Raw genomic sequence first — 19861 nt, forward strand, 5'->3', positions numbered from 1 at the left:
GGACGACTCGCGCTCTCAGGGGCCGCTGAACCACGGAGGGGGCCCACAGGGCGCTCCGTCGCGGCGGGCCACCACTGAAGGGTCAGAGGGCGTTTCCCTGGAGGGCCCTCAGCCGGAGTGAGGCGGAAGGCCGGCCGCCGCGGAGCCGTAAAAGATCAGAAGAGGGTGGGATTCTCGGGTTCGATGCCGCGGAGAGCGTCGTAGTCGAGCGTGTGGCAGGAGATGCCGCGGTCGGTGGCGAGCACGCGGGCCTGGGGCTTGATCTCCTGGGCCGCGAAGACCCCGCGCACCGGTGACAGCAGCGGGTCGCGGTTGAGCAGCTCCAGATAGCGGGTCAGCTGCTCCACCCCGTCGATCTCGCCGCGCCGCTTGATCTCCACCGCCACCGTCGCGCCCGAGGCGTCCCGGCACAGGATGTCGACCGGGCCGATCGCCGTCATGTATTCGCGGCGGATGAGCGAGTAGCCGTCGCCCAGCGTCGTGATGTGCTCGGCGAGCAGCTCCTGCAGGTGGGCCTCCACGCCGTCCTTGATCAGCCCCGGGTCCACCCCCAGCTCGTGGCTGGAGTCGTGCAGGACCTCCTCCATGGTCAGGACCAGCTTCTCGCCGGTCTTGCCGTGGGTGACCGTCCAGGTGGCGCCGTCCTCCTTGAGCTTGCACGGCGGATTCATCCAGTTGAGCGGCTTGAAGGCGCGGTCGTCGGCGTGGATGCTCACGCTGCCGTCCGCCTTGATGAGCACGAGCCTGGGCGCCATCGGCAGGTGTGCCGTGAGCCGTCCGATGTAATCCACGCTGCAGCGCGCGATGACCAGCCGCATGACCATCCACCTTAGTGCCTCTGGAAAACTGGACGCATGGCGTTTGAACGGGTGAGACCTACGGCTGGGCTCCTTCCACGATGAGTCCGCGATGAGCCCCCGCCGCGCCCGCCGCAGGGAGTCCTCCCGTCCCTTCGGTTTCCCGACCGGCCTGGACAAGGTGGAGGAGTGGCCCGACGGCGAGTGGAAAGTCCGTATGCTCACCGGCGCCTCCTCCGCCAAGAACTACCGCTGCCCCGGTTGCGACCAGGAGATCCGCAGCGGCCAGCCGCACGTGGTGGCCTGGCCCAACTGGCCGGGCGGCGACGAGGAGCGCCGACACTGGCACCAGACCTGCTGGCGTAAGAGACTCGACCGCGGCCCCGGCCGCAGCCGCTACTGAAGGGATCCATGGTGGAGATTCGCGCGGCGACCGTGCTGCCCGCCCGGCGCGAGCCGATCGAACTGCACACGGGCGACGGATTGACTTTGGTCGGCGAGCTGGCTCAGCCGCTCGACCGCCCCCCGGTCGCCACGCTGGTGACCCTGCACCCGCTGCCCACCCACGGCGGGTTCATGGACAGCCACGTCTACAAGAAGGCCGCCAACCGGCTGCCCGCGCTCGCCGACCTGGCCGTGCTGCGCTTCAACACCCGCGGCACCTCCTCCGACAGGGGCACCTCGCAGGGGGAGTTCGACGGGGGCGAGGGTGAGCGGTTCGACGTGGTCGCGGCGCTGGAATACGCCGAATACCACGACCTGCCGCACGTGTGGGTGGTCGGCTGGTCGTTCGGCACCGAGCTGGCGCTGAAGTGGGCGCACGACCCGCTGGTGGAGGGCGCGATCCTGCTCTCGCCGCCGCTGCACAGGGCCAAGGACGCCGATCTGGACGCCTGGGCCCGTTTCGGCCGGCCGCTGGTGGCGCTGGTGCCGGAGTTCGACGACTACCTGCGGCCGGAGGAGGCGCGCACCCGGTTCGCCCGGGTTCCGCAGGCCGAGGTGATCGGGGTGGAGGGCGCCAAGCACCTCTGGGTCGGTGAACCGTACGTGCGCATCGCCCTCGACGAGATCGTCAAGCGGGTCAATCCGGCCGCTCATCCGCTCCCGACCGAGGTCTGACGGTTATCTCCCTGCCGGGTTCCGGACATGAAAGATATTTTGAGCACAATGCACAAAACTCTGGACCTCCGCCTCCGCCCAGGGTGAGAATCCGATCGTCAACCGAAGATCGTGGAGACGCCGGGTGAGCGCTGCTCGCGCGTAATGCTCCTGCTCAGCTTGGGTGGTCACGTATGCGGGTCGTGCATGGACTGGTCGCGGCGGCGTTATCCCTCACCACCCTGGCGGTGGTGCGGCCGGTGGTGGCGGAGGAACGACCACAGACGACGCAGCCACCTCCCGACCGGGAGGTGGCCGCGGTCGCCCAGGCGCGCGGCGCCGGCCGGCCGGTCGAGATCGAGTCGATGCGCAGCGAGACCCGCACGGTCTTCGCCAAGCCCGACGGCACGCTGTCCATGGAGCTGAACGTCAGGCCCATCCGCGTGCGCAAGGACGACCGCTGGGTGCCCGTGGACACCACGCTGCGCCTGCGCCCCGACGGCGCCGTCGAACCGGTGGCCACGGCGGTCGGCCTGACCTTCTCCGGCGGCGGATCTGCCCCGCTCGCCCGCCTGTCGCGCGGCGCCAAGGCGATGCAGCTCGGCTGGACGGGCACGCTGCCCACCCCGACGCTCAAGGGCGACACCGCCACCTACGCCGAGGTCATGCCGGGCGTGGACCTCCAGGTCACCGCCGACGTGGACGGCTTCTCGCACGTCCTCGTGGTCAAGGACAGGGACGCCGCGGCGAAGCTGACCGAGCTGAACTTCCCGCTGTCCGCGACCGGCCTGACGCTGGAGTCGGACAAGGCGGGCAACCTGGAGGCCACCGACAAGAACGAGGGCACGATCTTCATCGCCCCCACCCCCAAGATGTGGGACTCCGAGGGGATCTCCAGCCCGCAGGCGCTCAAGGAGGGCCGCTCGCCCGAGGCCCGCGAGGCCACGATGGGCGTGGAGCTGTCAGGCAGGCAACTGCGGCTCAAGCCCGACCGCGAGATGATGACGGACCCGAAGACGAAGTTCCCCGTCTACCTCGACCCCTACTTCTCGGCCGCGCGCAACGCCTGGACCGCGGTCTGGAGCAACTGGCCCAACTCCAACTACCTCAACTCCAGCGACGTCGCCCGGGTGGGGCACGTGGAGTCGCAGAAGAACCGCACGTTCTACCAGATGAACACGGGCTCCACGATCCACGGCAAGCAGATCATCAAGGCCACGCTGCGGACGTACGAGACGTGGTCGTACTCGTGCAGTGCCCGCAAGGTCGAGGCGTGGGCGACCAACACGATCAGCAAGAGCACGACCTGGAACAAGCAGCCCGCCTGGGTCACCAAGCTCTCCACCGTGAACGTGGCCAAGGGCTGGGGCGCGTCCTGCCTGCCCGGCGGCGTCGAGTTCGACGTCACCCCGCAGGTCGTGGACGCCGCCGCCAAGAACTGGGCGAACGTCACCATCGGCCTGCGGGCCACCAGCGAGACCGACGTCTACGCCTGGAAGAAGTTCAAGAACAACCCGAGCCTGGTCATCGAGTACAACTCGCTGCCGACCGTCCCCGTGGCCGCCGACGTGTGGTCCGACCCGGGCGGCCCCTGCGTCTCGGGTGACGACCGGCCGGTCATCAGCACGCAGGCGCCCAAACTGTGGGCGAAGCTGAAGGACGCCGACAACTCGGTCAAGGGCCGCTTCGAGTGGTACAACGCCGACGGCACCAAGATCGGCGAGTACGTCACGCCGCTCGGCTCCACCGGCACCGCCTTCTCCGCGTCGATCCCGACCACCCTGTACGCCGACGGCCAGCTGATCCGCTGGCGTGTGCGGGCCGAGGACGGCAAGGCCAGCAGCGCGTGGAGCCCCTGGTGCGAGGCCACCGTGGACGCCACCGCCCCCGGCCGCGAGCCCCTGGTCTCCTCGCCCACCTTCACGGAGAACGGCTGGAGCGACGGCGTCGGCCTGCCCGGCACCTTCGCGTTCGGCCCGAACGGGATCACCGACGTGACCTCCTACGTCTGGGGCCTGGACACCACGCCCAAGACGGAGGTGGCGGCCGGCCAGGACGGCACGGCCACGATCGCGCTGACCCCGCGCCACGACGGCCCCAACGTGCTCGTCGTGCGCAGCAAGGACCGCGCGGGCCAGCTCGGCCCCATCCGCACCTACGTCTTCAACATCAACGCCGGCCGCGGTCCCAGCGGCCACTGGCCGATGAACGACGGCCAGGGCAGCGTGGCCGCCGACGCCACCGGCGCCCATCCCGCCACCCTGACCTCGGCCACCTGGACGTCGGGCAGGACCGGAGGCGGGCTGAAGCTGACCGGCGGCTACGGCCAGACCGCCCGCCCCGTCATCGACACCAGCCGCAACTTCACCGTCTCCGCCTGGGCCAGGCTGAGCGGCAACGGCGCCACCGCCACCGCCGTCACCCAGGAGGGCGGCAGGACGGGCGCGTTCGCGTTGCAGTACTCCAAGGCCGACGACCGGTGGGCGCTGAGCGTGACGGGCTCCGACGCCGACGGCGCGGCCACCGTGCGGGCCAAGTCCGCCGCCGCGCCCCGGCTGAACGAATGGACCCACCTCACCGGCGTCTACGACAGCGCGGCCGGCCAGATCTCGCTCTACGTGAACGGACGGCCGGAGTCCACGGTCGACGTTCCGCAACCATGGAACGCCACGGGCCCCCTGACGATCGGCCGCGGAAAGGTCGGCGGGGCGGCTGCGGACAACTGGCAGGGAGACGTCGACGAGGTGCGCGCCTACGGCCGCGCCATGTTCGCCGACGAGGTCGCCGACCTGGTCAACAGCGCTGCCACGCTGGTCGGCCACTGGCGCCTGGACGAGGAGTCCGGCACCTCGGCGGCCGACTCCTCGGGCCGCGCCGGCGCGGCGACGTTGTCCGGAGCCGCCTCGTGGACGTCCGGCTGGCTGGACGGAGGACTGGCGCTCGACGGCGTCAATGGTTTCGCCCAGACGACCGCTCCCGCGGTCAACACCAGGAACGGCTTCACCGTCACCGCGTGGACGCAGCTCGACTACCTGCCCACCCGCGACACCGCGGCCGTGGCCCAGCCGGGCAGCCGGGCGGCCGGGTTCCAGCTCGGCTTCGACAAGGAGCAGGGCAGGTGGACCCTCGGGATGGCCGCCGCCGACACCGACACGGCCGCTCTCGTCCGCACCCGCTCCGACGCCATCCCGAACGCGCTGGAGTGGACTCATGTGGCCGGCGTGTACGACCCGCTGGCGGGCGAGTTGCGCATCTACGTCAACGGCCGCCTGTCCACCAGCACGATCACCGACCACCTGAGCGCCTGGAACGCCACCGGGCCGCTGCAACTCGGCCGGACCAAGGCCGCTGGGGCCTTCACCGGCTACTGGCCGGGGACCGTGGACGACGTCCGTACCTATGACGGTGTGCTGAGCGCCGAGCAGATCGCCCAGCTGGCCGCCCAGTGATCCATCGGGCGGAGCCCCTCGCGGCTCCGCCCGGGTGATCCATCCCGGCGTGGAGCCTTCCCGGACGCCACTTGGCCGTCCATCCCCGGCGTGGAGTCCTCGCGGCTCCGCGCCGGTGGCGTTCCAGGGTCTGGTGTCATTAGAATCTTGTTCGGTTCTGGGGCGGTCGTCAGAGGAGGCGGCGTGGGCGCGTTCGATCTCAGCGGGAAGCAGGCTCTGGTCACCGGGGCGTCGAAGGGGATCGGGCGGGCCATCGCGCTCGCGTACGCGGAGGCGGGGGCCGACGTGGCGCTCGTGTCCCGCTCGGCCGAGCTCCTGGCCGGGGTCGGCAAGGAGGTCGAGGCGCTCGGCCGGCGCGCGGTCGTCATCCCCGCCGACCTCACCGACCGCGAGGCCGCGGCGGGCGCCGTGGCGGCGGCGATCGACGCGCTCGGGCACCTCGACATCGTGGTCAACAACGCCGGCGGGTCGAACTTCCTGGTCGAGTTCAAGGACCTGCGGCTGTCGGGCTGGGACAAGCTGATGCGGCTCAACCTCGACTCCGCCATGGCGGTCTGCCACGCGGTCGCGCCGCACCTGCTCGGGCGGGGCGGCGGGGTCGTCATCAACGTGGCGTCCGTGGCGGCGCTCGGCGCGCCCTTCCTGGCCCCGTACGCCGCCGCCAAGGCCGGGCTGGTGGCGCTGACCAAGACGCTGGCCGTGGAGTGGGCGGGGGCGGGTGTGCGGGTCAACGCCCTGTGCCCCGGCTGGACGGCCACCGACCTCAACCGCAACCTCTGGGAGAACGAGACCTCCTCCGCCGCCACGGTGGCGAACGTGCCCATGCGGCGCTGGGGGAGCGCGGAGGAGATGGCGCAGCCGGCCGTCTTCCTGGCCAGTCCGGCGTCGGCGTACATGACCGGGCAGGTGCTGTTCGTGGACGGCGGCGCCACCGCCGTCTGATCAGGCGGACGTCGCTCGGGGGCGGGCGCGCGTCGCGTCGTCGCCGGGGGTCAGCCGGGAGGCGGGTCGTCGCCCAGGGGTTCGAACACGAAGACGATGTACGTCTCGCACGCCTTCGGCCCCTGGCCGGACACGCGGGCCGCGCCCATGGCCGTGCAGGCTCGGCGGAGCAGCCGGTCGAGATCGTCGCGCTCCTCGCGGCCGTCGTACCAGGAGGCCACCGCGTCGGCGGCGCCGCGCATCTCCTCGCCCTCGCTCCAGAACACGCTCTCGCCGGTGCCCGCGCGCAGACCCTCGTGCCCGGCCCGCAGTCCTTCGTGCCGGGAGAGGCCGGCCGCCCTGGTCTTGGCGTACTCGACCAGCAGCGGGTCCATCACCAGGGGCGGCGCGCCGTGCGCGGCGCGGTGGGCGTTCGCCTCGCTCAGCGCCTGAAGCAGGAAGGCGCCGTTGGTGGCGTCGGGGAGGGCGGGACGGGTGCCTGTGGTTCCGGTGCCTGCCATGCTCGTCACCTCGGGGTGCACGGTATCCGGGTCTGGATCCGTGTCTGGATTGTGCGCGGAAATGCCAGGTCAGGCAATGTTGTATAAGTCGCCGGCATTTTCGGGGCGGGGCTTCGGGGATGCGTTATCGGAGAAGCGGTCAGGACTGTCGGGGGATATCGGCATACGTCATTGAGTGATTGTTCCCGTGAACCGCGTTACCGTGTGGTCCGTGCAGCTCTACACGAGATCTGCCGGGACCGGGCTCCCGGTTGTGCTGCTTCACGCGTTCCCGCTCTCGTCGGCCATGTGGCTGGCCCAGCGGGAAGGGCTGGCCAGGGTCTGCCGGGTCATCACTCCTGACCTGCGCGGCTTCGGCGGGTCGCGGCTGGGCGAGGATGATCCGTCGATCGACCTGATGGCCGACGACGTCGCCAGGCTGCTCGACGAGGAGGGCATCGACAGGGCGGTGGTCGGCGGGCTGTCGATGGGCGGCTACGTGACCATGGCCTTCTGCCGCCGCCACCCCGACCGGGTGCTCGGCGTGATCCTGGCCGACACCAAGGCCACTCCCGACCCGCCGCCGGCCAGGGACAACAGGGAACGCATCGCGCGGGCCGTGCTGTCGGAGGGCAGCGACGTACTGGTCAGCGAGGTGCTTCCGGCGCTCATCGGCCAGACCACCAAGGAGCGGCGGGCCATGGTGTTCGGCCGGGTCAAGGGGCTGGTGCAGTCGGCCCCGCCGGGCGCGGTGGCCTGGGCGCAACGGGCCATGGCCGCGCGTCCCGACTCGTTCGAGACGCTGAGCGCGCTCAAGGTCCCGCTGCTGATCATCGTGGGCGAGGAGGACGAGCTCTCACCGCCCGCCGACGCCGACGCCATGGTACGCGCGGTGCCCGAGGGCAAGCTGGAGATCATCCCCAAGGCCGGCCACCTCAGCGCGGTCGAGCAGCCGGAGGCGTTCAACGCGGCGGTGACCGAGTTCCTGCGCACCGAGCTGGGCGCCACCGGCCCCGGACGCTGAACGCGAGGCCCGGCGGGGGCGGCGCGGACAGAGCGCAGGTGCGGACAGAGCGCAGGTTCGGGCGCTGAGCGCGGGGCACCCACGTCATCGCGAGGCTCGGGCGCTGAGCGCGGGGGTTCTGGGCGGGGAGAAGCTTCAGGCGTGGTCCTGGCGTGGCAGCACGATCTCGCGGATGATCAACGAGATCGCCGCCGCCACCGGGATGGCCAGCAGGGCGCCCACGATGCCGAGCAGCGCGCCGCCGAACAGCGCGGCGATCACGGTCACCGCCGGAGTCACGTCCACCGAGCGTTTCATCACCCGGGGATAGATGAAGTAGTTCTCGATCTGCTGGTAGATCACGAAGAAGATCGCGCACGCGATCCCGGCGGGCAGCGACTCCAGCAGCGCCACGCCGGTCACGAGCACCGCGCCGATCGTGGCGCCCACCAGCGGGATCAGGTCCGTCAGCGCGACCACGAGAGCAAGCGCGAGCGCGTACTGGACACCGGCGATGGACAGGAAGATCCAGGTCAGCACGCCCGCGATGACGGAGATCAGCACGTTGCCCGCCACGTAGCCGCCGATGCCGCCGAGGATCTCCTCGCTGATCGCCCGCGTACGCGGCCGGCGCGAGGCCGGGACCAGCTTGAGCAGGTAGTCCTTGATCGTGTGCAGCGAGCCGAGGAAGTACAGCATGAGCACCAGCAGCGTCACCGTGGTGAACACGCCGTTGAGCACCACCAGCCCCGCGCCCATGATGCCGGTCGCCAGTGACGGCCCGAGCGTGCTCGTCACGAACGTGCGCAGCTGCGGGAGGATCTGGTAGTCGGCGTCGAGCTGGCGCAGCGTCGGATGGTTGCTCAGCTCGGTGATGTAGCCGGGCACCGCGTTGACGAACTCCGTGAGCTGCTTGCTCACCGGCGGCACGATGGCCAGCCCGAACAGCACGAACGCGACGATGACCCCGGCGAACACGATCGTGATCGCGCCCCGCCTGGTCACCCCTCTGCGCTGCAGGGACTCGACGGCCGGGTTGAGCCCGACGGCCAGGAACATCGCCACCACGACCAGCACGATCGTGCTCAGCGAGGCGACCACCATCTGCGCGATCGCGATCGCCGTCAGCACGCCCAGCCCGCCGACCAGGCCGAACAGGAACGGGCCGCGGGCGAACGGCTTGCCGGGCAGTCCGTACGGCTGCCCGCCCTCCTCGCCCTTGACCGCCCGCCTGGACACCGGTTCCCCGGCCGGCTGTTCCTCCGGCGCCCTGTCCTCGGGCGCCCTGTCCTCGGGCGGCTGGGGGAGCTCGGTCTTTTCCTGCTCGGCCGTGGACTCGACGTCTGCGGACAAGGGGACTCCAAGGGGGTCGACGACAGAGGATGACGGACCGGAATCGGTTCGTACATGCCCGGCGGCAAAGAGAGAGCCTAGCGACCATTCGATCGCCAGGCTCTCTCAGCCGTCTTTCAGCCCCCGTGCGTGTCCGTCGGCGTTACTCCTGCCACCACTCCGAGTCGTCCTCGGACTTGGCGGCCGTCGCCTTGGGCGCCGGCGTGGCGGCCGGCGCGGGCGCCGGAGCCGGAGGCTCGGGCGTGGGTGCGGCGAGCGCGGGCTTCGGCGCGGCCGCGGCGACCGCGGGCTCCGGCTCCATGCCCGGCAGGGCGGCGCCGCCGAGGAGCTGGCGGAGCTGAGCCAGGTGGCTGGTGATGCTGTCGCGCTGGCGGGTGAGCTCGTCGACCTGGCGCTGCATCGCCGTACGGGTGCGCTCGGCTTCGTTCTTCGCCTCGGTGACGATGGTCTCCGCGCTCGACTTGGCCTCGGCCACGATCGTCTCGGAGCTCTTGCGGGCGTTGGCGACGAGCTGCTTGGCGTGCAGGTCGGCCTCGCGGCGGGTCTGCTCGGCCTGCTGCGTGGCCTTCGTGGCCCGCGACTCGGCCGTGGCGGCGCGCTGCTCGGCCTCGGCGACCAGCTTCTGCGTGGCGGCCTGCGCGGTGGCGTGGCGCTCGGCCTCCTGGCGCTCGGCCTCCTCGCGGCGGGCGGCGAGCTGGATCTCGAACTCCGCCTCGTCCTGCGCCCGCTTGGCCTCCGACTCCTCCAGCACCCGCTGCGCCTGCGCGCGCATCTCGTCGGCCTGACGCTTGGCCGTCGTCAGCACCTCGTCGCGCTCGCGCTTGGTCGAGGCGCGCAGCTGCGCGACCTCGCGCTCGGTGGTGGTGCGGAGCTTGGCGATCTCGCGCTCGGCGTCGGCGCGCTTCTCGGCCACCTCGTGATCGGCCGTGGCGCGCAGCTTGGCGGCCTCGCGCTCGGTCGTGTTGGTGAGCTCGTCGGCCTCGCGGCGGGCGGTCGAGCGGATGTCCTCGGCGTCCCGCTCGGCGCTCGTGCGCATCTCGTCGCTCTCGCGGGTGGCCTGGGCGCGCTTCTCGGCGGCCTCGGCCTCGGCGGCGGCGCGCAGGTCGGCGGCCTCGACCTTGGCCGCGGCCTTGATCTCGTTGGCCTCGGACCTGGCGGCCTGGACGAGCTCGGTCGCCTGTTCCTCGGCCAGCCGGAGCAACTGCTCGATCCGGGCGCCGAGACCGGAGTAGGTGGGGCGCTCCTGCTCCTGCAACTGGCGCTGGGAGTCGGACAGATCACGCTGGAGGCCGACGACCTGCTCGCGGGCCTGCCGCAGCTCCCCGTCGAGCTGCTTGAGATGATCATGGACCTGGTGCCGGTCGTAACCACGGAGCACCACGTCGAACTCGCGGGCTGGGGCGTCCTCGAAGAAGTTGTTGAGCTGGGCGTCGATGTCGGACTGCATGGAGGCTCGATCCTGGGTTGTCGAGACGGCTACACGGGCCGGACGGGGGGTTCGGGGCATCCGTACCAGGAGCCTGTGCCTCTCGGCAGGCCCCATGTCCGGTGGAAGGTCAAGCGTACTCCGCTGGTGCCGCGTGCGAAGCCCCGTCCAACTTTCTGCGTGACTAGTTACATATGAACGTTTTTTGCGTTTTGTGGTGATTTGTCAGGGTTTGGGGGCTTCGACTAGCTCGGTCAGCATTCCGCCTACATCCTTGGGGTGCAGAAACGCGATCCGCGAGCCCATCGACCCGTGCCGGGGGCGTTCGTCCAGCAGCCTCACACCTTTCTCGCCGATCGTGGTCATGGCCTCCGCGACATCGGGCACCCCGAACGCCACATGATGGACGCCCTCGCCCCGCTTAGCCAGGAATTTTCCCACAGGTGAGTCGTCGGAGAGAGGCTCAAGGAGCTGAATGTAGGAGCCCCCACCGTCGCCGTCGGCGATGTGCAGCATGGCCTCCTTGACGCCCTGCTCCTCGTTCACCTCCCGCGCCACGACCGTCAGCTCGAACGTCCTCGAGAAGAGCTCGATCTTCTCCTCGAGATCGCGGCAGGCGATCCCGATGTGGTCGATCCGCATGAACATGTGTGGCCTACCTCCATGGCGAGCGACGGCGTACTCGTGGGTATGGTGTCAAAGACCGGACGCGCGAGCACAGGAGGCCGTTGTCATGTCCAGTTCCGTCATCGTCGCCGGAGCTCGCACCCCCATCGGCAAACTGCTCGGCTCCCTGTCCGGACTGTCGGCCGTCGAGCTCGGCGGCGTCGCCATCAAGGCCGCTCTGGAGCGTGCCGGGGTCGCGCCCGAATCCGTCGAATACGTCATCATGGGCCAGGTCCTCCAGGCCGGAGCCGGGCAGATCCCCTCCCGTCAGGCCGCCGTCAACGCCGGCATCCCCATGACCGTCCCGTCCGTCACCATCAACAAGGTGTGCCTGTCGGGCCTCGACGCCATCGCCCTGGCCGACCAGCTCATCAGGGCGGGCGAGTTCGACATCGTGGTGGCCGGCGGCATGGAGTCCATGACCAACGCCCCCCACCTGCTGCCAGGGCTGCGCAAAGGAGTCAAGTACGGCGGCTCCCAGGTCGTCGACTCGATGGCCCACGACGGCCTGTTCTGCGCGTTCGACCAGTGCGCGATGGGGGAGTCCACCGAGCGGCACAACACCCGGCTCGGCATCGGCCGCGAGGAGCAGGACTCCCTGTCGGCCCGCTCCCACCAGCTCGCCGCCGCGGCCATGAAGAACGGGGTCTTCGAGGACGAGATCGTCCCGGTGCAGATCCCGCAGCGGCGCGGGGAGCCGGTGATCGTCAAGGAGGACGAGGGCGTACGCGGCGACACGACCGCGCAGACCCTCGCCAAGCTGCGCCCCGCCTTCGCCGCCGACGGCACCATCACGGCCGGCTCGGCCTCCCAGATCTCCGACGGCGCCTGCGCGGTGGTCGTCATGTCCAGGTCCAAGGCCGAGGAGCTGGGCCTGCCCTGGCTGGCCGAGATCGGCCGCCACGGCAACGTGGCCGGGCCCGACGCCTCCCTGCAGTCCCAGCCGGCCAACGCCATCAAGCAGGCCATGGCCAAGCAGGGCGTCACGGCCGGTGACCTCGACCTGGTGGAGATCAACGAGGCCTTCGCCAGCGTGGTCGTCCAGTCGGCCAAGGAGCTCGGCGTGCCGCTCGACATCGTCAACGTCAACGGCGGCGGCATCGCCCTGGGGCACCCCATCGGGGCGTCGGGGGCGCGGATCGTGCTGACGCTGGCGTACGAGCTCAGGCGCCGGGGCGGCGGCCTGGGCGCGGCGGGGCTGTGCGGCGGCGGCGGTCAGGGCGACGCCCTGCTCATCAGCGTCCCCAAGTCCTGACGCACGGCGGCACTTCCCGGCGTCCTGGGTCGTGCCGCGCGCGGCCCTACTTCTCGTTGATCGTCTGGTCGCCGCCCGCCTGGTAGACGCGGCCTTGCCCGGACGCCTCCGCGCGCATCCGCACGTTGGTCGTACCGTCGCCCGTGCTGATGATCCCCGAGTTGTCGCCGCCGACGGCGACCGACCTCGCCCCCGGCGCCGAGACACCGGGCTCGGGCGCCGACCCGTCCGGCTGCGCCGCCGGCACGTCCGGCTGCGACGTCGCGCCATCCGGTACGGGCGCCGACGCGGCCGATCCCGAGGCCGCGACGTCCGGCGCGGGCGGTGGCGGTGCGGACGGGTCGTCGCCCCGCCGCCCGCCGGTCAGCCCGCGGATCGAGACGCCCAGCCCGGCCAGCGCCACGAACAGCCCGATCACGCTGGCCAGCTTGTCGGCGTCGTCCAGCCCCACCCGGGCGAGGTGGACGGCCAGCGCCACGACGGCGGCCACCGCGACCACGGCCCCGCCCCAGACCAGCATCTGCTTGCGCATACGGGCATCATCACCCCGGCGACCAGGCCCCACAAGCGAAATCCCACGACCGGACAGGCCCGACGCCATGGGCGGACGTTCATGCGGCCTGAAGACAGCACGATGCCCCGGCCCAACCAGGAATGGACCGGGGCTTCGTGCATGTGGCACCGCGACCTGACCAGGAATTCGGGTCGCGAGCGCCGACGCCCCCTAAGGAGGCGCCTCAGCCCGGCCGCGAGGGAGGTTGCGGCCGGGCTGCTTGTGGGCGGTCATGAGGCGAAGAGCCGGGCGATGACCGAGCGGTGACGGCGCTCGGTCGGGTCGCCCCTGCGCGCCTGACGGGCGCGGCGGTGCTCCGCGGCGGCCTGCCGCAGCTCGGAGGCGTGGTGCTGCATGATGCTGTATTCGAGTTCGGCGTTCACGGTGTTCTCCTTGTTCGTTTTCCCGCACTCTCAAGACTCGGCCTAAGGCCCCTGGTGACACATCGGGCGTATGCCTTATCTCTCGGCACGGGCACGCTGAGGAGATACCTAGGACGGCTCACCGCGTCCCTAAGGCATGGGTGAGGCGGCTAAGCCTCGTCGGTGAACTTGACCGTCACCTTCGAGAAGCCGAGCGACTTGAGCATGCCCGTCAGCATCGCCTTGGTGTTGGCGTCCGCCCTGGCCCGCAGGTCGCTCGCCACCGCCGCCTCGGTAATCTTCTTCTCGGCCAGCAGATAGAGCTCCCGCTGGTCACCCGGCGAGCCGGACAGGAAGTCCTGGACCCGGTCGAGCAGGCCGCGCTGCTGCGCGAACACGTACGAGCGGCTGTTGTCGAGGTTGGGCTTCTCCAACTGGGCGCGCGGCAGGCGGATGGTCGCCTCGGTACGGTCCTGCGACACCGTCACGCCGTCGGCCGCGATGGCGGAGAAGTCGACGTAGGCGTCGACCCCGCCCGCGCCGACGAACAGCGTGCGCGTGCCCTTGACCGCGTCGGGCAGGAAGTTGGCGTCCTTCTCCAGGTCCACGACCACCTGGAAGGTGCCGGTCGCGGCCTCGAACCTGCTCATGTCCTTGATGGACTGCAGCAGCACCGGCTGGCTGCGGTCGATGCTCCGCTCGCCGAGCGGGTTGAGCCAGGACCAGGCCAGGCGGCCGCCGACCACCAGTAACACGGCGAGGACCAGCAGGCCCGCCACATATCGCCATCGGCGACGCCGCCCGGGGCTCGCCTCGGGCAGCGTCGTTCGCGAAGTCGTCATGCGAGCATGACTACCCGTTCGGCGATCATCAGTGCCAGCTCTTCGGTGACATCTTCGATCCTCAGCCGGCCTGCTCCGTGGCCGGCTCCTCCTCGGGGACCCGCGCCGGCGCGGCCGCGGGCCCCTCCACCGGCGCCGACACGGGTTCTGCGACCGGCGCCGGCGCCGGAGCCGAAACCGGCGCGGAACCCGTGCTCGAAACCGTGCCCGAACCCGTGCCCGAAACCGGGGCGGTCTGGGGAGAGGTCTCCGACACCGGCGACGCCTGACGGTAGGCGCCCGATCCGGGCGCGACGCCCGCGGACGCCTCGGAAGCGTGCACCGGCCAGCCCTCCCCTGACGTGTCGGGCGTCCAGGCTCCCGCCGGCTGCGACGAGGCCCAGCCGGCGGCCGGGGTGTCCGGCGTCCAGCTGACCTGAGGCGCGTCCGGCGTGGTCACGGTCCCGGGAGCGCTCGACGCCGAGCCGACCGTCGCGGTGCCGCTGGGCCCCGGATAGACGGGGTAGGCGTGGCTCGACTCGGGGGTGGGCCGCGCGGACGGCGCGACCTGCGCGTGCCCGGGGCCGCCGCCGAAGTGCGTGCTCGACAGCCGGCAGCCCTGGAAGTCGCTGTAGAACATGCGCAGCCACTCCCTGCGCTGGGGCTCGCTCAGGGAGGAGAACCACGACGTCGCGTACTGGTGCTCGGCCAGCGGCGTGCCGGGCAGCGGCTCACCGCGCAGCCAGGCCACCACGATCTGCCGGTATCCCTCCGCGACCGTGCTCTGGCATCTGGGGGACAGGGCCTCGATGTACTCGTACGCGGCCTCCTCGGCGAACCCCGCCGACAGGTCGGGCACGTGCACGGGCGCCAGCCCGTTCGCCGGCTTCAGCGCGTCGTCCAGCGGACGCTGCTCCACCCGCGTGAACGCGGCGGGAGTCCCGGCCAGCCGGGAGGCGATCTGCGTGAACGCCGCCCCCAGCTCGGTCAGCCCCGCCCGCATCCCCGGATGCACGCACACCGTGATCGGCCACTCCTGGCAGCTGTAGGCGATGTCCACGGCCGCGGCCGGCTTCGGCTGCGCCAGCACCCGCGACACGCCCATGGCGGCGGCCAGCACCGACAGCAGCGCGCACGCCAGCACCAGGGCCTGCCTGGTCACCAGCGCCGCCCAGCCGAGCAGCAGCGCCGCCGTGATGCCGAGCAGCCAGATCGTCTGGTCGAAGAACGGCGCGCCGTTCCAGCCCTGGAACAGGTCGTACGGTTCGCCCGTCCCCGGCGCCAGCCGGTCGGCCCAGCCGCGGTCGTCGGCCAGCCAGGTGAACAGCCCGTAGCAGGCCAGGCCCGCGATCGGCGGCGTGTACGGCCGCGGCAGCACCCACCCGGCCACCCACCCGATCACCGAGTACAGGGCCAGCCCCGCCATCCCCATCCCCAGCCCGGACAGGCTCAGCCGGCCGGCCTGGTCGGTGAGCACCGTCTTGACGGCCAGCACCAGCACCGTGGCCGCGAACGACCCCAGCACCACCATCACGATCGCCAGCGGCGCCTTGAGCGCCCGCCAGGTCGTGAGCGAACGGCCGCGCAGCGCGCGCCGCTTGCGCAGCGCCACCCAGGCGGCGAAGGCCGCCGCCACGGGCCCGGTCAGCCGGAGCGAGCCGATGACCGCGGCCACGATGTTCTCCCACGCGTCTACCCCGGGTATCAGGACGTTCCACGCGGCGACCAGGCCGACAGCCAGCAGCACGGCAACCGTGACGGCCGCGCTCTGCTTCAGCTCCTCTCGTGAAACGCCCGCGTGCTCACGCACCCGTTTCCCCGTTGACGTTCATCAAGCGCACCCCCCGTGCCCCTCGGTGAGGCGGAGGCGCTCGGTCCCGGCCGGTCCCCACAGGCCCATGGACTTGGCTTCCGCGTCACCATACGTAGGAGAACCATAACTGAGCGTGATGATTGATGTCCGGATTCTTGGTCAAGCGAAGGGTCCTGTCGCGGAGGGTGACCCGACGAACCGGGACGAGGGGCGCGCTACCGTAGCGCTGTGTCGCAGCAGAAGCCGCTCAACCTGTCGTTCGACCCCATCGACCGCGCCGCCGAGAGCTGGCGCGCCCACTTCGGGCCGTCGGCCGCCATGGCCGCCGTGACCTCGGTCATGAGAGCGCACCAGATCCTGCTGTCGCAACTTGACTCGCTCCTGAAGCCGTACGACTTGACCTTCGCCAGATACGAGGCACTCGTTCTGTTGACCTTCAGCAAGACGGGCGCGCTGCCGCTGTCCAAGATCGGGGAGCGACTGATGGTTCATCCCACGAGCGTCACGAACACGGTGGACAGGCTGGAGAAGTCGGGGTTCGTCCGCCGGCTGCCCAATCCCCGCGACGGCCGCGGCGTGCTCGCCGAGATCACCGCCGCGGGCGAGGACGTCGTGCGCCGCGCCACCGCCGACCTCATGGCCGCCGAGTTCGGCCTGACGATGTACGCCGAGGACGAACTCCAGCACATGTTCGACCAGTTGCGCACGCTACGGGTGGCGGCTGGTGACTTCCCAGCCTCGGTCATGCGGCAAGATGAAGGGCATGGCGGACTTCTCTAGGCCCGGGTCACTCTACGGAGCAGTGGACCTGGGCGCGCGCAAGCAGGCACTGGAGGCGCAGACCCGGCGGGAGGCGGCAGGTCCCCAGGCGGCCTCGTCGGCTTCTGTCGTCGACGTGACCGAGGAGACGTTCACGACGGACGTGATCGACCGGTCGATGACCGTGCCGGTCGTGCTCGACCTCTGGTCTCCCAGGGCGCCGGGCAGCGCCCAGCTCAGCCCGGTGCTGGAGAAGGTCGTCGGCGACCTCGGCGGCAAGGCGATCCTGGCCAAGGTCAACGTCGACGCCAGCCCGCAGATCGCCCAGGCGCTGCGGGTGCAGGCCGTGCCGACGGTGCTGGCGATCTTCCAGGGCCAGGCGGTCACCGGCTTCCAGCAGGTGCTGCCCGAGCAGGAGGTGCGGCGCTGGCTCGACGAGCTGATGGGCGCCGTCGAGCAGTTCTACCAGGCCAATCCCGGTGCCCGGCCGCCGGCCGAGCCCGGCGACGCGGCCGAGGAGCCGGCGGGGCCGCCCGTCGACCCCGACCTCGTCGCGGCCGAGCAGGCCATCGAGCACGGCGACTTCGACGCGGCGATCGAGGCTTACCAGCGACTGCTGGCGCGCGCGCCCGGAAACGAGGACGCCAAGATGGGCCTGGCCGGCGTCAACCTGATCAAGCGCACGTCCGAGGTCGACCCCGCCGAGGTGCAGCGTCGTATGGAGGACCCGGCCGACATCGACGCCCAGTTGCTCGCGGCCGACCTGGAGATGTTGTCCGGTTCGGTGGACGAGGCGTTCAACCGGGTCATCGCCGTGGTCAAGCGCACCTCGGGTGACGAGCGCGACCGGGTGCGGCGCCATTTGCTCGGACTTTTCGACGCGTTGCCGGCGGAAGACCCATCTTTGGCGAAAGCACGTAGAGCATTGGCGAGCGCCCTGTTCTAACCTGGGGATATGCGGGTCGTCACCATATCCGCCACTTACGGCACGGCCGGGAACCAGATCGGCCCGGCCGTGGCCGAGCGGCTCGGCGTGCCCTTCGTCGACCGAGCCATCCCCAGCGCCGTGGCCGAGGAGCTGGGCTGCACCATCGAAGAGGCCCTGGCCCACGACGACCGGGCCGATCACGGCCTGAGCCGGCTGTTCTCCGGGGCGATGCGCCTGCCGACCGTCACGTTCGGCGGCGTCGACATGTACGTTCCCGGCGCGATGCCGCTCGCCCCCGAGGAGTTCGTCCGCCGTACCGAGCGCATGCTCAAGGACATGGCCCGCGACCAGGGCGGCGTCTTCCTGGGCCGGGGCGGGGCGATGGTCCTGGCCGGCCACCCCGGCGCGCTGCACGTCCGGCTCGACGCGCCCGCCGGGCGCAGAATCCGGCAGGTGGCCACGATGAGCGAGGTCGGCGAACGCGAGGCCCGCCGCATCGTCGAGGACAACGACCGGGCCAGGACCGCCTACGTGCGCCACTTCTACCGGGCCGACCCCGCCGACCCCTGCCACTACCAGCTCGTGCTCGACAGCACCACGATTCCGGTCGCGACCTGCGCCGAGCTCATCGTCCTCGCCGCCGAGGCACTCGATTGACCCAACTCCCCCTAACATAGGAGGCATTCTTGGTCAGTCCCGAAGGAGCGATTGACGTGGCGACCGTCCCGAGTGTGTCGTACTCCATCACTGTGCGTCTCGAGGTGCCGGCCGGCGGCAAGGCCGTCAGCCAGCTCACCCACGCCGTAGAGTCGGCCGGGGGTGTGGTGACCGCCCTCGACGTCACCAATGCCGGGCATGAGAAGCTCCGCATCGACGTGACGTGCGCCGCGAGGGACACCGACCACGCGCAGGCCATCGTCGACCAGCTGGAGGCGGTCGAGGGCGTCGTCATCCACAAGGTGTCCGACCGCACCTTCCTCATGCACCTCGGCGGCAAGATCGAGATGGTCTCCAAGGTGCCGCTGCGCAACCGCGACGAGCTGTCCATGGCCTACACCCCGGGCGTGGCGCGCGTGTCGATGGCGATCGCGCGCAACAAGGAGGACGCGCGGCGGCTGACCATCAAGCGCAACACCGTGGCGGTCGTCACCGACGGCTCCGCCGTGCTGGGGCTGGGCAACATCGGGCCCGAGGCGGCGCTGCCCGTCATGGAGGGCAAGGCGGCGCTGTTCAAGCGGTTCGCGGGCATCGACGCCTGGCCGATCTGCCTCGACACCCAGGACGTCGACGAGATCGTGCGCACCGTGCAGGTGATCGCGCCCGGCTTCGGCGGCATCAACCTGGAGGACATCGGCGCGCCGCGCTGCTTCGAGGTCGAGCGGCGGCTGCGCGAGCTGCTCGACATCCCGGTCTTCCACGACGACCAGCACGGCACCGCGATCTGCGTGCTGGCCGCGCTCACCAACGCGCTGCGGGTCGTCGACAAGAACATCGAGAACGTCAAGATCACCATGGCGGGCGCGGGCGCGGCGGGCAACGCGGTGCTGCGGCTGCTGCTGGCCGCCGGGGCGCGCAACGTGATCGTGTGCGACTACCTCGGGGCCGTGCACAAGGGCCGCGACGACCTCGACGAGTCGCTGCTGTGGATCGCCGAGCACACCAACGCAGAAGGCTACGCGGGCGACCTGCGCGGAGCCGTCAAGGACGCCGACGTCTTCGTGGGCGTGTCCGCGCCCGGCATCCTCACCGGCGACGACATCGCGACGATGGCCAAGGACGCGGTGGTGTTCGCGCTGGCCAACCCGGAGCCGGAGGTGTCGCCCGACGACGCCCGCGAGCACGCCGCGGTGGTCGCCACGGGCCGCTCCGACTACCCCAACCAGATCAACAACGTGCTGGCCTTCCCCGGGGTGTTCAGGGGGCTGCTGGACGCGCAGGCGGGCGGGGTGACGCAGGAGATGCTGCTGGCCGCCGCCGGCGCGCTGGCCGCCGTCGTCACGCCGGAGGAGCTGGGTCCCAACTACATCATCCCCAGCGTGTTCCACCCCGACGTTGCCACTGCCGTCGCCGCAGCCGTAAGAGAGTCTGCTGGTGGTCGCGCGCGAGGCTTCACCGAAGCCTGAGTCCATCATCTTTTACGGCGGTGCCGGCGGCACT

The 19861-nt window shown here is 70.9% G+C and carries 19 protein-coding genes; 10 read left to right on the top strand and 9 right to left on the bottom strand.

What is annotated here, in order from left to right; all coding sequences use genetic code 11:
- Positions 1 to 155: 155 nt before the first annotated feature.
- Positions 156 to 818: an endonuclease NucS gene (gene nucS / locus B0I32_RS38675; protein ID WP_106248198.1), complete on the bottom strand. Its 663-nt coding sequence runs from the start codon at positions 816 to 818 to the stop codon at positions 156 to 158.
- 91 nt (positions 819 to 909) lie between these two features.
- Here nucS and B0I32_RS38680 point away from each other — a divergent pair, with 91 nt between their 5' ends.
- The 4 genes from B0I32_RS38680 to B0I32_RS38695 all read left to right on the top strand — a co-directional run bounded on the left by B0I32_RS38680 (position 910) and on the right by B0I32_RS38695 (position 6286).
- Positions 910 to 1200 carry an ATP/GTP-binding protein gene (locus B0I32_RS38680; protein WP_106248199.1) on the top strand — a complete coding sequence of 97 codons (291 nt, stop codon included), beginning with the start codon at positions 910 to 912 and terminating at the stop codon, positions 1198 to 1200.
- A gap of 11 nt (positions 1201 to 1211) precedes the next feature.
- Positions 1212 to 1916 carry an alpha/beta hydrolase gene (locus B0I32_RS38685; RefSeq protein WP_106248389.1) on the top strand — a complete coding sequence of 235 codons (705 nt, stop codon included), beginning with the start codon at positions 1212 to 1214 and terminating at the stop codon, positions 1914 to 1916.
- Between the two features lie 173 nt (positions 1917 to 2089).
- Positions 2090 to 5344, top strand: a complete 3255-nt coding sequence (locus tag B0I32_RS38690; protein ID WP_106248201.1) for a LamG-like jellyroll fold domain-containing protein — start codon at positions 2090 to 2092, stop codon at positions 5342 to 5344.
- Positions 5345 to 5527: 183 nt separating this feature from the next.
- Positions 5528 to 6286: an SDR family NAD(P)-dependent oxidoreductase gene (locus B0I32_RS38695; protein WP_106248203.1), complete on the top strand. Its 759-nt coding sequence runs from the start codon at positions 5528 to 5530 to the stop codon at positions 6284 to 6286.
- Between the two features lie 50 nt (positions 6287 to 6336).
- Here B0I32_RS38695 and B0I32_RS38700 read toward each other — a convergent pair whose 3' ends face one another.
- The gene (locus B0I32_RS38700) at positions 6337 to 6786 is read right to left on the bottom strand and encodes a CAP domain-containing protein (RefSeq protein WP_146178476.1); all 450 of its coding nucleotides are present in this window, start codon (positions 6784 to 6786) and stop codon (positions 6337 to 6339) included.
- Between the two features lie 253 nt (positions 6787 to 7039).
- Between B0I32_RS38700 and B0I32_RS38705 the strand changes: the two genes are divergently transcribed.
- Positions 7040 to 7789 carry an alpha/beta fold hydrolase gene (locus B0I32_RS38705; protein ID WP_281262651.1) on the top strand — a complete coding sequence of 250 codons (750 nt, stop codon included), beginning with the start codon at positions 7040 to 7042 and terminating at the stop codon, positions 7787 to 7789.
- 135 nt (positions 7790 to 7924) lie between these two features.
- Here the strand turns inward: B0I32_RS38705 and B0I32_RS38710 are convergent, their stop codons facing one another.
- The 3 genes from B0I32_RS38710 to mce all read right to left on the bottom strand — a co-directional run bounded on the left by B0I32_RS38710 (position 7925) and on the right by mce (position 11195).
- Positions 7925 to 9121, bottom strand: coding sequence for an AI-2E family transporter (locus B0I32_RS38710; RefSeq protein WP_245956297.1), 1197 nt, complete (start codon positions 9119 to 9121; stop codon positions 7925 to 7927).
- Positions 9122 to 9263: 142 nt separating this feature from the next.
- Complete coding sequence (locus B0I32_RS38715) at positions 9264 to 10568, bottom strand: DivIVA domain-containing protein (RefSeq protein ID WP_106248206.1); 1305 nt, start codon at positions 10566 to 10568, stop codon at positions 9264 to 9266.
- 204 nt (positions 10569 to 10772) lie between these two features.
- Positions 10773 to 11195, bottom strand: coding sequence for a methylmalonyl-CoA epimerase (mce, locus tag B0I32_RS38720; protein ID WP_106248208.1), 423 nt, complete (start codon positions 11193 to 11195; stop codon positions 10773 to 10775).
- A gap of 85 nt (positions 11196 to 11280) precedes the next feature.
- On the opposite strand from mce, the gene B0I32_RS38725 reads away from it, so the two are divergent.
- Positions 11281 to 12468 (top strand): acetyl-CoA C-acetyltransferase, encoded by a 1188-nt coding sequence (locus tag B0I32_RS38725; protein ID WP_106248209.1) that lies wholly within the window; start codon positions 11281 to 11283, stop codon positions 12466 to 12468.
- Positions 12469 to 12514: 46 nt separating this feature from the next.
- Here B0I32_RS38725 and B0I32_RS38730 read toward each other — a convergent pair whose 3' ends face one another.
- The 4 genes from B0I32_RS38730 to B0I32_RS38740 all read right to left on the bottom strand — a co-directional run bounded on the left by B0I32_RS38730 (position 12515) and on the right by B0I32_RS38740 (position 16014).
- Positions 12515 to 13000: a hypothetical protein gene (locus B0I32_RS38730; RefSeq protein ID WP_106248211.1), complete on the bottom strand. Its 486-nt coding sequence runs from the start codon at positions 12998 to 13000 to the stop codon at positions 12515 to 12517.
- A 251-nt stretch (positions 13001 to 13251) separates the two neighbouring features.
- The gene (locus B0I32_RS58180; RefSeq protein WP_181308268.1) at positions 13252 to 13404 is read right to left on the bottom strand and encodes a hypothetical protein; all 153 of its coding nucleotides are present in this window, start codon (positions 13402 to 13404) and stop codon (positions 13252 to 13254) included.
- A gap of 149 nt (positions 13405 to 13553) precedes the next feature.
- Entirely contained in the window at positions 13554 to 14225 is a 672-nt protein-coding gene (locus B0I32_RS38735) for a DUF4230 domain-containing protein (protein ID WP_106248213.1), read from the bottom strand.
- A gap of 61 nt (positions 14226 to 14286) precedes the next feature.
- Entirely contained in the window at positions 14287 to 16014 is a 1728-nt protein-coding gene (locus B0I32_RS38740) for a hypothetical protein (protein WP_106248214.1), read from the bottom strand.
- 231 nt (positions 16015 to 16245) lie between these two features.
- Between B0I32_RS38740 and B0I32_RS38745 the strand changes: the two genes are divergently transcribed.
- Genes B0I32_RS38745 through B0I32_RS38760 form a run of 4 tightly spaced genes read left to right on the top strand, consistent with a single transcriptional unit; the run spans position 16246 to position 19827 of the window.
- A complete protein-coding gene (locus tag B0I32_RS38745) occupies positions 16246 to 16797 on the top strand; it encodes a MarR family winged helix-turn-helix transcriptional regulator (protein ID WP_106248216.1) in 552 nt (183 codons plus the stop codon).
- Entirely contained in the window at positions 16781 to 17722 is a 942-nt protein-coding gene (locus B0I32_RS38750) for a tetratricopeptide repeat protein (protein WP_106248218.1), read from the top strand. Before B0I32_RS38745 ends, B0I32_RS38750 begins: the two co-directional genes overlap by 17 nt.
- Positions 17723 to 17731: 9 nt before the next feature.
- Positions 17732 to 18361 (top strand): cytidylate kinase-like family protein, encoded by a 630-nt coding sequence (locus tag B0I32_RS38755; protein WP_106248220.1) that lies wholly within the window; start codon positions 17732 to 17734, stop codon positions 18359 to 18361.
- Positions 18362 to 18417: 56 nt separating this feature from the next.
- Positions 18418 to 19827, top strand: a complete 1410-nt coding sequence (locus tag B0I32_RS38760) for an NAD-dependent malic enzyme (RefSeq protein ID WP_106248221.1) — start codon at positions 18418 to 18420, stop codon at positions 19825 to 19827.
- Positions 19828 to 19861 lie beyond the last annotated feature (34 nt).

The sequence above is a fragment of the Nonomuraea fuscirosea genome (assembly GCF_003001935.1).
Taxonomy (GTDB): domain Bacteria; phylum Actinomycetota; class Actinomycetes; order Streptosporangiales; family Streptosporangiaceae; genus Nonomuraea; species Nonomuraea fuscirosea.